Consider the following 14437-nt stretch of genomic DNA (forward strand, 5'->3'; position numbering starts at 1 on the left):
TTACTCCTTTCCCTTCTCCACGTTCGTTGGGATATGGATTACGATCTTTGTACCCTGGTTCTCTGCGGATTCAAGTTCCATTCTTCCTTCGAGCAGCTCCACTCTCTCGCGCATCCCGATCAACCCAAAATGATCTTTCGATTTCTGTTCCAGGAGTTCCACCTTAAAACCGAGTCCATTATCCTGAACAACAATTTTCACCATCTGGGCCTGGTATGTAATCTCGACTAAAACATAAGTAGGATAGGCATGCTTGGCCGCGTTGCTAAGCGCTTCCTGCACCAAGCGGTAAATGGCTGCTTCCATGGCGGAAGAGAGACGGTGCTCTTTGCCCCGCGTTTCGAAAATCGTACGGATTTTCGTCTTCTCCTCGTAATCATGCACGTATTTCCGGAGCGTCGGGATCAGCCCCAAATCATCAAGAGCCATCGGCCTGAGGTTAAAGATGACCTTCCGCATTTCTTCCAGGCTGGAGCGCACTTGTTCCTTCAAATCTAATATTTCGTCCTGCACCATCTTAAATTCCTGCTTCATCAGCATTCTTTCCACAATTTCCGTGCGGAGAACGAGATTGGCCAGCAGCTGTGCGGGACCATCATGGATTTCGCGGGCAATGCGTTTGCGTTCCTCTTCCTGAGCCAGTATGATTTTCAGACCGATCAACTGACGGTTTTTCGCCGTTTCGATAATCCGAGTCACCTGTCCCAGTTCGCCTGACAAGTACTCCAGTACCACACCCATTTGTGATCCGATGGATTCAGCACGTTCAACAGAGTTTTCAACATTTCGGACCCTTTTTTGCAATTCATCGCGTCTTGCCTTCAGGTACATTTCCTTCTCGCGATAAATCATAACATCGAGCTGCAGCTGCGTCGCTTTCTCATACGCCTGCCTGATGTCATCCTCTTTGTAGCGGACGAAGTCCCGGCTGACTTCCGTCAGCCGGATGCGCGAACGCTTGTAGTTCAGCTCCAGCTGATCCACCTTTTGCAGCGTTTCGATCGTTTCCTTCATCACGTATTGCAGCTCCTGATTCAATGAGGCCAGCTCGTCCCGGGCCGCCTCAAGAATCTCGAACATCTGATACTTGCTGTTTTCCATCACCTGAATGGCGTTCTTAATGACGCGGTCTATCGCATCGGCTTGAAAATCCACGTACGTTCTACTCCATTTCTTACCATTACAGTTCTATATAGAATGAGCTACGAGTCGGTCCGACGAACACAGTAACTTGTATATCGCACGCAAAATAGAACTCTACCGGACTGACTCCCGTGATCCATGGTCATTAGTTCATTTCTATACATATCATACCATATCATGATTCGATAGTGACGGTCTTCGTTTTTTGTTCCCATTTTACATTTAATCCTAATTGCTCGGATACGAGACGAAGTGGGACTAAAGTCCGACCATTACTAATATATGGAGCAACATTTGCGCCTTTGCGCTTTCCGTTTAGGATAAAGTCCGTATCTCCTACCGTCAAATCCATGACTTTTCCACCACGCGTCACCGTGATTCGTTGATTGGCGGCATCCCATACCGCCCGGCCTCCGAACGTATCCAGCACGTATTTGATAGGAATATAGGTACTTGCTCCCTTCATGACGGGGGCAACTTCCATCGTTTTGCTCTGTCCGTTCGCGGTAAAGGACTTCTGGCCGATCGCCATCACGACTTTTCCGGTCGGCAAGCCGGCCTCGCTGGATAGGGACGGCATCGTGAATTTGATATTGTCGAATGCGACCGTGCCTGTTTTCGCCCGTTCGTCCTGTCCCTCTTCCACGTTTACGACATAGACGCGCTTAAGTTGGGCCGGGAAGGCGATTCCTTTATCGCTGAGGTCGACATCGATCGTTTTCCAGCCGTCCCAGTCGATTGCCTTGGCCAGATCCACGTAGACGGTTTGACCGTTGTTGTCCTTCAGCTCCGCACGGGCCCAGTTCAGGCTGTTGTCGCCCATCACGTCGATCGACATCCGGGTGGCCGGAGCCGCAATCGTTTTGCCTGCCGTGCCGTTCAGTTCCGCGTACGCGTACATTTTGCCTGTGCCCGCGGTCATGTCATACGTCAATTGAAGCACTTTCGAACCTGCATGGTCCCCGGTTCCTTGCGTTACGGCGGCGGTGCCGGTCACTTGCGGATGATTGCTCGTAAACTGGACCGGATAAGAGACGTTTTCGAAGTTCTCCCACAGGTCTTCGCCGGCTGCCGACAGGATGACCGCCGTGCTGAAGCCGTTGTAACGGGCGATCGCATACCCCACTTTAACGTCCGGATCAACGGAGGCCACGGTCAGCTTGCCGTTTTTCACGCTGCCTTTAAAGCCGACGAACTCCCACTTCAGCGCGCTTTCCGGCACTTCGACCTTGTCCCCGTCCTTCGTCACGGCGGTCACCGGCACGGATACCGTGCTGCCTGCCTGCAGCGGCGCCGTTTGGGAACCGACGTTAAGCGCGGTCAAATCGCTTGCCCCCAGCACCTTCACTTGCATGCTTGTGCTCGCTTGGCCGCTGACCGCGGTAATGGTCGAGGTTCCCGGCTTCACCCCGGTAACGGTCTGGCCGCTCACTTTAATGTTGCCGTTGCTGGATTTCCATGTCGGCGTAAGGCTGGACGTATCCACCGGATTGTAGTAATTGTCGTAGCCTTTTAACTTAAAGGAGGCTTGCTGGCCGATCAGGATGGCCGAGGAACCGCTGATCTTCAGGCCTTTCAGTTCGCCCTTCGGCGCTTCGGAGAACACGCCCACGGCGTTCACGACGCTGCGCTGCTGCGTCCCGTATTCGGTATGAAAGGTAAGCGTGGCGTCATTTTCGCCCAGAGGCCTGCTGACCAGCGTCGTCGAACCGCCTCCGTCGAGGTTCATGCCCTTCCATACGCCGATGTCGACCATAAACGACTGCAGCTCGCCCAGCGACATGCCGGAGCTGTTGTCGTTTTTCTCTACCGTCACGATATAGACGTAACGCTCGTCCTTCGAGTAGCCGAGAGCCGTCCGCGCCCGGTATCCGCCGATGCTGGACACGTCGCGGGAGAAGGCGGCGGCTTTGCCGTTATTCACCAAAATGGTGTGCCCGCCGATCATCGTCTGCAGTTTGGAGGGATCCACGGACTGACCCATCGTTTTCGAGTTCAGCATGTAGCTGGTCTTCAGCGTTTGGCCGACGGCCAGATGATTTTTCACGAATTCGGCGGCTTTGCCGTGGGTCCGCAAAATATATCCGTCCTGCGGCACCTGCATCCCCACGAATCCGCCCACGTCGGAAATCTGCGTAATGACGTCGTTCTGAACAAGCACCTCGATCGGCGTCGTTGCGCTGTTTTTCGGACGCTCCGTCGATTTCCAGGCGCTGGTGTAGATGTACATGGCGTCCGCGTGGCTGTAGGTCGCGCTGCTGCTTTCCGGATTATACGAAGATTTATTGATGCCCGCGAGCGGGAAGGACGATCCGTCCTCTGCCGTTACGGAGCCGCTGAAGGCAAACTCGTCGATGATCGGCTTGCCGTCCGTCGTCACCGCAAAGGAATACATCCCTTTAATGTCCGACGGCGTCGACAGAAGCTGTCCGTCCGTCACTTGGCCGCCGATCGGCGCGCCGTCCGCGGTGGTATTAAAGTAGTCCCCGTTCACTGCAGCAACGGCGCCGTTTTCTTTGGCCATGCCGCCGGTGCTTTGTTTCGTCGTAAACTGGCCGTTTTTGCCGTTCATCACGTCGATCTTGACGTACGGGTTTTGCAGATCGATCCGGATCACGTCCGCCAAAGCGGTGGCCTTTTTCCCGGAACGGGTCGTCGTGAACTTGTATTTGGTCAACATCGCGCCCGACGTCACCGGATTTTCATCCAGCTTGACGACCGATGCGGACGCAGCGCTCGCTACCGATGAAATGGAATGCCCGTTCAGCGGAATCCCGCTGCCGACGACGGGGGCGATAAAAAGCAATCCCGCGAGCGAAACGACCATCCACTTTTTGCTTGCCGCCATCCCCTGCTTGCTGTCACTTGTCTTTCCGTTTCTTTTCATGAAGCGTTACTCTCCCATCTTTTTTTAAAACACATTCCAACCCTATGAACCGGAATAAAACTAATAATCTACTGACGTCTCTGCTTAGAAAAAAGTTCCACCGCTGGCCAATGTTGCCCATTCGGTTCGCTTTTACGAGCTTAAGAGATTACTTTTCTGTAACCTCTGTCCTATTTAATAGACTGTTTTAAGCCGGAAAAGTTACGGATAAATATGCTTTTTTTAACGAAATCGCCAGATTCGGTCGAAAAAAAGCCCGGTCCCCTCCGAATGGGGGGATCAGGCTTGCAAAACTTACATATATTCTATTTTTTCCAGCATTCTTTGGAGCATCACCGCCGCCTGCGCTCTTGTCGCATTGCCTTTCGGTTGGAACGATTTCTCGCTCACGCCTTGGATGATGCCCTCTTTTAGGAGCTTGGCAACGGTATCCTTGACTTGAATCTTTTTATAGTCGGCGAACTTCTGCAGATACGTTTCCGGAGTATAAGCAAGCGTCGCCCGATATCCGGCATAATTCATGGCCCGCATCATCATGATCGCCATTTCTTCGCGGGTAATCGGATTGTTCGGCTTAAACGAACCGTCTTTGTTGCCGACGATGATTCCGGCTTTGACCGCCGCGCCGATAAACGCATTCTCTTTCGTATTGGTAATGTCGTAGAAGCGCTGGGACGTTTGCACGTCGCCGGAAAGGCCGAGCCCTCTGGCTACGTATTCCGCAAACTCGGCCCGGGTGATCATTTTATTCGGTTCGAATTTGTTGCTCGTTCGGCCTTCGATGATCAGTTTTCCGGATAAAGCTTGGATCGCTTTGGAAGCCCAGTGGCTGACGACGTCGGTATAATATTTGTACGAAACGCCGATGACGACGGTATAGTTTCCTTTGATTTTGGCTTTAAAAACTTTCCTTGCACCTTGGTTCACAACAATGGAAGGAACGAAGGTCATTTTGTCCGCGCCCCGGTCCCATCGGAATACGCTTATTTTATCGACAAGCGAAGTCGAAGTGTTCGAAATCCAATACTCATTGTCAACCTGCACATCCACCGAATAAGACGAAGCGTTGTTATGGACGGCCGTGATATAGAAATCGACAGGTTCGGCCATTTTGGTGATCGCGGATGCGCTTATTTTACCGTTCATAAATGCCGCTGAGTCTCCCGTCAGCTTTTCCACCGCGATGTTTAAAGCCACGTTGGACGAGGAGGTGTTCAGGCTTCGGGCAATGCCGGCGATATCGAGCCGGCTCAACTGGAGAACCATCATCGATTCCCCCGCTTTTACCGCAATCGCCGCGTTTTTGTCCTTGGCATAAATGCTTTCCAAAGCGCTAAGCGAAAGGCTAACGGAAACGCCGTTTGAGCCTGACTGGGCTTCGATTAACGTCAAATGCGTGCCGGATCTGCTGCTCGCGATGTATTCGTATGCGTTGATAAGTTTCTCCGAATCCACGACGATGCGTTTGATCGTTTGATTGTTTCGGGACTGGATATTGGCTGCGGGAACTGCGGCCGCCTCGCTTAACGCAAATGCCGATATTCCAAAATTTTTCACTTCGGTCAGCGACAGATAATCCGGCCGGTTCGCATCCGCCTTGTCCCCGGTGAACTCCCCTGCCACCAGATTATTGAATGCCGGCATCTTGTTGCCGTCGCTGTCCGTCACGCCGTTTGCACCCGTCAGATACGTCACTTCGACTCTCTGTCCGCTGGAGACGGGGCTGCTCAGCTTTAAAGTAACGGTATTGCCGTTAACAACCGCCTGCAGCACGCCGCGGATCAATCCGTCCACATACACCTGGAAGAGGCCTGAAGAAACATTGGTCTGCAAAAGCGTTCGGTAATACGTAATTTGCACGACGTCCCCTTGCACCGAGATCGATTTGACCTCTCCGGAGGCGCCGTTTTCCACGATCTTGACGGGCTCCAGGTTGACGTACCCTGCGGCATTGCCGTTAAGATCCGTCAGGCGGCTTGTCCCCGGAACGTAGGAAATCGTCACCTTGGAAAGCTTGTTTATGGATGTCGCCTGGGTTAAGATCACCTGGTTGTTTTTCACTTCGACCGCGCTCACGTAATTCGGCGCCCCGTTCACCAGAACCGAGAACTGGCTTTTCATCGGGATATTGGTCGTGCTTAAAGGTTCGTTATACGTCAGGGTCACCTTTTTGTCCGTGCCTTCGGCTTTTTGGAAAACCGGCGGCTTCGTGTCCTGATAGTTTCGCACGAAAAAATCGGTGAACGCGCTGATGTTTTGTCCCCTGCTGTCCTGCAGCGGATAATTTCCCGGCTTATAGCTTACCTTCACCACCTGGCCGTCCGAAACGGGACTGCTCAGCGTCAAATAAACCGTTTGTCCGCTTTGGCTGATCGACTTGATGTCCACGGCGGTGTCATCCGCTTTTACCGTAAATTGTTCGTAAGCGAACGACGAAACCGATTTAAGCGACTGATTAAAGGATAAGGTTAGATTGCTGTATGAAACATAACCGCTTGAAGGTTTGGGGAGGGCCGTGTCCATTCCGTTCACCACGTCGCGCCCCGAAAAGGTCGCCGCCTGATTTTTGTAAAGGTCTTGAATCGGACGCGAACCTCCGCTGTAGCTGACTTTGACGTTCTGGCCTACGGCCACCCCGGTTTCCAGCGTGATGTATACGCTGTTCCCCGAAGTGGAAACATAGCTGATTTTGCGTTTTTCATCGTTGACCGTTACCGTAAAGCTGCTGGTTTGCAGCCAGGTATCCGCGTACAGCTGTTTGTTGTAGGCGAGCCGGATCGTCGTATTGTTGTACATCTCGCTGCTTTGAAGCACCGGAGGCTGCCTGTCCGTCACCGGCGTCTGGAACGTCCACCCCGATGTTAATCCCGGATACTGGTTGTTGTCATTTTGCGCGTCGTAAAAAGCGTTTCTTCCGATCGTAACGTAATAGGTCGAGTCATAATCGAACGTATAACCGGACTGAAGCCGTATCCGCACTTCGCGTCCGTTGACGCTGACATCGACCGGAACATTCGAACTGCTCCCCGATTTGCGTACCGACACTTCGCCAGGGCCCCGGACCACTTCCCGATTAAAGGTGACGTACAAATCCGAATCGACGGCCACGCCGGTGCTTTGATGGTACGGACTGAAGCTGGTGATGGTCAGCGCCGAGGAACTGTCGACAGCAGTCGTAAATCTCCATCCGTTAGGCGACGTGATCCCTTGAACCGCATTGCCTTGCGAATCTTTAAAAGCATCGTCGGCAACCGTCACATAATACCCGGAGTTGCCGGTCATGTAATTGCTGAAGTCCATCGTAATTTGGGTGGTGCCGCTTCCCGTTACCAAAGTATGGTTTGCAGGAATGGACTGGATCAAAGCGCCGTTTGTCCGCCGAAGTTCGATGGCACCGGTTCCTGCGGTTACCGGAAAATTATACGTTAACGTCAATTTTGTGGCTGCCGGAACATTGACGTCATTGTTGCGCGGATATGTACTTACGATGGCCGTCTTCGGCTGCGTCTTAAAAGACCATTCACCAGGGCTATGTATGCCATCAAACGGAAGCCCCGTTTTGGTTGCAAAAGCATTCGGATCTACTTTCACCCAATACGTCGTATCGTTCGCGAGCGTTTGGCTCAATGCAACGACAACATCGCAGCCATTGACGCTCACCTGATTGCCGGCGGCTGGAATCGTCTCCACGACGGCATTGTCCGATTGTTTGACGACCTGAATGGAACCCGTACCGGCAACCATGTCTTCGTTGAATCTCATTTTAAGCTTCAATTGCACGGGATTGATCCCGGTTGCATTCGATGCCGGCTCGTAAGACTGCACGGCTTTTTTTACCGTACTAAATGGATATGCCGCCTCTTCCGAAGGCGTATTTTGTCCGTCAGCCGTTTCAAAAGCACCTGCGCTCATTTTCAAAACATAATTGTGGCCATATTGCAGCCGCTTCTGATTGTCGAATCTTACCTCAAAATGCGTCCCTGGTTGAGCCGGATCTCCTTGAATCGGGAGACTATCCATGCTCCCCTTCGGGTCGGTTAAATCCTGCAGATAAATCCGGGTGATCCCGCCACCGAGTATGACTAATTTCATGGGTTGATTGAAATCCAAATTGAAGCTCGGCGTCAGACCAACTCCTTCCGTGCTGCACGAATTCGGAGCGGCCGAAATTTTCGCGGCTAAATCTGGCGTAGAAGCGGCGGCAGCAGTGACAGCCCCGACTCCCCCAAAGACCACCTCGATCGTTAAGATGAAGGCCAGCAGCAGTGACAGCCTTTTTCTCATTCGTCTCATCCTTCCTTTCCCGGGCGTCGTGTTCTCCTGACATGTTTTATGAGCCCGTCACAAAACACACGCTTATACTTCTTTTTCGGTCAAAAAAGGGATGAAGTTTAGGACTTTGGCCGGAAGGTTTTTTTACGACGAAAAACCTCAGCCCGGCGCAAAGCCAAACTGAGGTTTTAATTTGTAGGGCATCCCCGTATAGCGGTGACCCCCGGGAATTATAACTCTTGTATCCGTTAAAGAGAAAAGCTTACAGACCCGCTTGGGCTTTAAGCTCTTCCGCCTTATCCACGCGTTCCCATGGCAGGTCGACGTCCGTACGGCCAAAGTGACCGTAAGCGGCGGTTTGCTTGTAGATTGGGCGACGCAGGTCCAGCATGCGGATAATGCCTGCAGGACGAAGATCAAAGTTGTTCCGGATCAGCTCAACGAGCTTCTCGTCGCTTACTTTGCCCGTGCCGTACGTATCCACGTTGATGGACACCGGCGTTGCAACGCCGATCGCATAAGCAAGCTGGATTTCGCACTTGTCTGCGAGTCCTGCTGCAACGATGTTTTTGGCAACATAACGTGCGGCATACGCTGCGGAACGGTCCACTTTCGTTGGATCCTTGCCGGAGAATGCGCCGCCGCCATGGCGTGCATAACCGCCGTAGGTGTCGACGATGATTTTGCGGCCCGTCAGGCCGGCATCCCCTTGAGGACCGCCGATCACGAAACGTCCGGTTGGGTTAATGAAATATTTCGTTTGTTCATCCAGCAATTCTGCCGGTACGACCGGAAGAATAACCTTTTCCTTAATATCGGCTTGAATTTGCTCAAGCGTTGCATCCTCGGAATGCTGAGTCGACACCACGATCGTGTCCACGCGTACCGGTTTGCCGTCCACGTATTCGATCGTCACTTGCGTTTTGCCGTCCGGACGGAGATAGTCAAGCGTGCCGTCTTTGCGGACTTCGGACAAACGGCGGGCGATACGGTGAGAAAGCGCGATAGGGAGCGGCATAAGCTCCGGCGTTTCGTTGGTCGCAAAACCAAACATCAAACCTTGGTCGCCTGCACCGATATTTTCCGTTTCCTTATCCATTTGGGCAGGATCGCGGCTTTCAAGCGCAGCGTTTACGCCTTGGGCGATATCCGCAGACTGTTCGTTCAAGGATGTCAGCACGGCCATCGTATTGTAGTCGAAGCCAAACTTGGCGCGTGTATACCCGATTTCTTTGACGGTATTTCTAACAATAGCTGGGATATCTACATACTCGGATTTGGTACTGATTTCACCAATAACCAATACAAGGCCAGTCGCAACCGACACTTCGCAGGCTACGCGAGCGTAAGGATCGTTTTCCAGAAATGCATCAAGCACCGCATCGGAGATTTGGTCGCAAATCTTGTCCGGATGTCCTTCCGTAACGGACTCTGAAGTAAACAGATGACGTCCTTTTACAGACATAGGTTCAACCTCCTAAGGATCAAATATTAAGAAAAACGTCAACCGACGTACTTCCTTTTACAGCTCTGCCGCATAACGCGGCGTTATTGTCCTGATTATAAATAATCATTAAGTATGCCCTATACAAAAAATGAACCTTTTCCCAGGCAGGAAAAGGCTGCATGACAATCCTCAATGGACATATTAACGCATTTGTCAACCTATGTCAACGAAAGGAGAATGAATCCTACATTTGCAAAAATCGTTCCAGATAATGGATACATCAATCCACCAAAAGAAACTTTTGTGCTGTTATTGCAGCGCTTTCGGTCAAAATGATGCTTTAAGATTACAATAAGCTTTGTTGCGCTTGGCGAACGAGACGTTTGGTCATTTCCCCGCCGACCGATCCATTTTGACGGGAAGTCAAATGACCGGCATAAGAGCCGCCGCCCGCAAATCCGCCAACTTCGCCTAATTCTCCCGCAAACTCGGTGTCCGCAAACCCGCCGGAAGAACCATAGGCCGAACTCAGCCCCAGCTCCGAGGCAATTTCGTATTTCATTTGGTTCAGCATATCTCTGGATTCAGGCACGAGCTTACGATTCCGGTTATTTGATCTAGGCATTGAAAATGCACCTCCTGCATGGTTGGTACTGCAGGATTAGTATCTGTATTTCACGTCGCAATAGACGTATAAATCATTGTTACTTTTGGCAAAAATAAGGCTATATAAAGCGCTATCTATGGATGTTATTGGATCGAATATCCGCCACGCACCATGACAATCAAATTATATTTGTTGCCCTCCTGCACCATGATGCCGCGTCCGTCTCTAGGAAAAGAAAGCAAATGGTTATTCCCTACAGGTTGTCCATTGGCAATATCTTTTCCATCGGTAAGATCCGCTACACCGTTCGAGTCCTGACTGTATACAACGCCTTTGCCGCTGCGAATAATAAACTCAGTACCGGCTTTGGCAATCAACTTTTCACCTGGCTTCAAGGTAACAACGGACACCGTGTTTTCAACGGTCGTGGTTTCATCTTTTCCGCTGGATGGCTTTTCCGTTGCCGGAGGCGTAGTTGGATTGGTTGGCGTGGTTGGATTCGTCGGCGGCGTAGTTGTTGTGTTTCCGCCACCGCCTAAAGCTTTTTGGATTTGTTGATCAACGTAGCTTTTGGTGACGACAGGGTCGTCGGCTGTACCGGGTTGACCTACAGAGCCTGCACCTTGTGCGGTAATGTTGAAGATGGAGCCGAGGGCGATGCCGCCAGATAGTAATGCTATCGTAAATAACGTCTTAGATACTTTATTCATAAATTGCCTCCATATGATTTCAAACATAAGTTAAAAAAGAGGCTAATGAGAATCATCTCATTAGCCCCTCTTTCTTAAAGAAGAATTTAATTCCTTAAATCTTAGCGAGTTACCGAAGTTCTGAAGTCTTCAGCAGCATTGCCTGCTTCGTCAACAACGAATTTACCATTTGCGTTACCATTGAGGTAAACTTCAAGGTTTCTAATGTCGCTGAGTTTCACATCAGATTTGAATTGAACGTACAGTTTGTTGCCGTCTACACGAGCACCAACTGTATCGGCAGAATCACCGTTCACAGCAACTTTGAATGCTGCAGAAGTATAGAATACTTTTACATTTTCTACAAATGTAAGTTCTGCTTCATAGTAAGTAGCTCCACCTACAGTGGAAGTACCGATGTTAGCACTCAAAGGATTGGCATTATTTGCTGTATTCAATACAGGAGCAATCTTATCAGCTACAGGTGCCGCTACAATCTCTTGAAGGTTACGTCCGTAACCATCAACGGATCTAATGTCATTTTGTGCAACAGTGTTAAGTGTAACACCGGAATTAGCAGGAATTACATCATTGTAGAACTTAAATTCAACCGATGTTTTTCCAGAAGATGCATTTACAATAGTGGCAGAGAAGTCGCTAGAAGTATACTTTTTGCCTGCGATTGTAAATTCAAAATCGGAAGCATACAAACGAGTCAACTCACCTTTAAAGTCAGCAACGACTTTGTTTTTCGCAGTAGCTTGAACACTATCTTTGTCGACTTCAATTCTCGAAGTATTGCGATCTTTCAAGCTAACTGTTTTATTAGATACAAAGTTTCCGTCAGCATCAGAAATGTTGATAGCACGGATGCTAACATTTCCTGCACCGAAATCAACTTTAACATCTTTTCTAGGCACAGTCAGTTGTACAGTGTTAGAGCTGTAAAGTTTAACTTCAGTCGATGTGGATGGGAATGGATAGTAAGTCGATCCAACTACATAGTTGTATTTGTTTACATCCAGAGCATCTCCGCTACCAGTAGTTACGACAGGTTTATTAAACTGAACATTTACAACGTAGTTGTTGTCTTCATCAATTGTATACCAAGCCGAGTTAAGCTCGATGTTACCTGCTTCAGTTGCAGTAAAGCTTACGCTTTGAGGAACAATTGTGTTTCCAATTGCCGTATTATCACGGACACCTGCAACTTCAAGGGTGTATTTGCCAGAAGGCAATTTACCAATTGTCGTCAGAACAACTTTGTTTTTCAGTTTTTCATTGTTGTACTTGCTTACTGCGAAAACTGGTTGGTTTACTGGGTGACCTTTAGTATCAAAGCCTTTACCCGTGAAAATGTCTCCATTTTCTTTTTTCAGCGTGAAGTTTTCTCTGTTAGCGATGTCAGTAGCATTTACATCTTTAGAGAATTCAACAGTGATTTTCGTAACATCTCCATCAACTTCGCTAGTTACGCCAGCTACAGTCGGACGAGTTGTATCCAATTCAGGCGTTACTTTAATTTGACGGTTAGCAGAGTTACCGCTGTAGTCAGTTACACCATCAACATAGATCGTGTTTTCACCCAAGCTCAATTGCTTATCTTTGTCGAAAGTCAAAATGAGCTTGTTGTCTTTAATTTTGTAATCAGCATTTTTGCTGCTGGAAGTATGATATACTTTGCTGATCGATTTTACGGATTCATTGAAAGTAATTTCAACTTTAGTAAGGTCCGTTGCTTTTACGGATTCAACTTCTGGTGCAGCTGTATCTTCAGCAACCGTCAGATCCGTCTCAACCGGAGCTACTTTGAAGTTTGCATAATCTTGAACATCTTGTACTGTCAAAGTGTGTTTACCAACACTCAGATCAGTAGTAATGAAGGCAATGTTCGGATAAGTATAATCTACATGTCCGGAAATGTTTTTGCCGTCAACTTTGTAGTTAGCCAAGTTTCTTGCAGTGGTTTGCGTTACTGGCTCAGAGAACACAACTTTGAATGCTTTTGTTCCCAAAGCTTTAGCTTCTTTAACTTGAGGAAGCTGAGTATCTACTGCAGAGAATTGAACTGTTTCATTGAAAGTCTTAGTGCCGCCAGCATTTTTGACGCCGTTAACTTTCAGGTTGTAAGTTTTTTGCGAAGACAATTTGCTGTCTTCTTGCAGCAGCAGAGTTACGCTCTTCTTGTCGGAAGACAATGTAGCGGACTCCAGTTTTGTAAATTCAGCAACTTTATAGTTGTCTGCATTTTCAGCTGTTTGTTGGTCAAGCTCGCCATCAAAATTGATTACTACTTCTTTGTAGTTTGTACCGGAAGCAGAAACGATTTTTTGAGCGGCTGTTACTACCCAAGTCACTTTAGCGGTGATTTCTTGGCCAGCAGAGTTTTTGAATTTAACTTCAGTTTCTTTGTTAGGCTCGAGGGCTTTTTCCAAAGTTACTTTTACAACTTCGCCGGAGCTCAAAGTGAACTCAATGTCTTTACCATTCTCAGCGATTTTATATTCCTTTACGGAAAGGTTGATGATTTGCTCTGCTTGGTAAGCAGCGTTAACTAGTTGTTCGCGAGTAGCGTTAGCTTGGAAGTTCAGATCTTTGGAGATCAGACCTTTGTCGATTGCTGCTTGCACATATCCTTTAGCCCAAGTAGAAGCGCTGTTGTCAGCGTTCGCTGGAACTTCAAGTTTCAGTGCACGAACCAGTGCAGTAGCCATTTCTTGAACGGTTACTTTACCGTTGTAGTTGAAGATTTGTTTTACTTTGTCTTGGCCTTCCATGATGCCGGCAGCAGTTACTGCTTCGATGTAAGGAACGGCCCAGTTTTTAGCGTTGTAGCCTTTGTCTTTGTAAGACAGAGTGCCAGTTACTTCTTTCAGACCCAGAAGTTTAGTCAGGACTTTCGCGAACTCAGCGCGAGTCATGTCTCTTTCCAGGTGAGCTTGTTGGTCTGGGTAACCATTGAAGATTCCTTTAGCTTTCAGGGAATCATATTTCTCTTGTACGGATACTGCGGAATCACCGAATGCTACAGAAGCAAACATGGAGAATGCCATTGCTGTAGACAAAGCGACTGTCAAAATTTTCTTCATAACCTTTTGTTCTCCTCCTTGAACTTTCATCACAATAGAGTTTTCTTTAATTGGGTAGCTCTTGTTACTCATAGTCACGTGCACCCCCTTTCCCGAGTCGGAGCAAAATTTCCATATAAATGATGTCTGTGACGAAATCACAGAAACTGGTAAACTTGGAATACGACAAAAAAAGAGTAGATTCCTAATACTACCTAAGTATTATACAATGGGGTCAAGATGCCGTAAAGAACATTTTTCTAAATTATAGACAAATTTCTTATACAGGACATTGTTGGATTCGCCCATCGTAATTGACTCTAC

General features: G+C 48.9%; 7 protein-coding genes. All 7 read right to left on the bottom strand.

Going from position 1 to position 14437, the window contains the following annotated elements:
* The 7 genes from NYE48_RS25685 to NYE48_RS25715 all read right to left on the bottom strand — a co-directional run bounded on the left by NYE48_RS25685 (position 1) and on the right by NYE48_RS25715 (position 14206).
* Complete coding sequence (locus NYE48_RS25685) at positions 1–1155, bottom strand: sensor histidine kinase (RefSeq protein WP_341000372.1); 1155 nt, start codon at positions 1153–1155, stop codon at positions 1–3.
* A 163-nt stretch (positions 1156–1318) separates the two neighbouring features.
* Complete coding sequence (locus NYE48_RS25690) at positions 1319–4030, bottom strand: stalk domain-containing protein (protein WP_212949825.1); 2712 nt, start codon at positions 4028–4030, stop codon at positions 1319–1321.
* 294 nt (positions 4031–4324) lie between these two features.
* Complete coding sequence (locus NYE48_RS25695) at positions 4325–8314, bottom strand: Ig-like domain-containing protein (protein ID WP_341000373.1); 3990 nt, start codon at positions 8312–8314, stop codon at positions 4325–4327.
* 250 nt (positions 8315–8564) lie between these two features.
* Complete coding sequence (gene metK / locus NYE48_RS25700; RefSeq protein ID WP_212949822.1) at positions 8565–9767, bottom strand: methionine adenosyltransferase; 1203 nt, start codon at positions 9765–9767, stop codon at positions 8565–8567.
* Positions 9768–10095: 328 nt separating this feature from the next.
* Positions 10096–10374, bottom strand: coding sequence for an alpha/beta-type small acid-soluble spore protein (locus NYE48_RS25705; RefSeq protein ID WP_036715361.1), 279 nt, complete (start codon positions 10372–10374; stop codon positions 10096–10098).
* A 125-nt stretch (positions 10375–10499) separates the two neighbouring features.
* Complete coding sequence (locus NYE48_RS25710) at positions 10500–11066, bottom strand: hypothetical protein (RefSeq protein WP_341000374.1); 567 nt, start codon at positions 11064–11066, stop codon at positions 10500–10502.
* Positions 11067–11167: 101 nt separating this feature from the next.
* Entirely contained in the window at positions 11168–14206 is a 3039-nt protein-coding gene (locus tag NYE48_RS25715; RefSeq protein WP_341000375.1) for an S-layer protein, read from the bottom strand.
* Positions 14207–14437: the final 231 nt, after the last annotated feature.

This window comes from Paenibacillus sp. FSL M7-1455 (assembly GCF_038004655.1).
Classification (GTDB): domain Bacteria; phylum Bacillota; class Bacilli; order Paenibacillales; family Paenibacillaceae; genus Paenibacillus_AQ; species Paenibacillus_AQ cookii.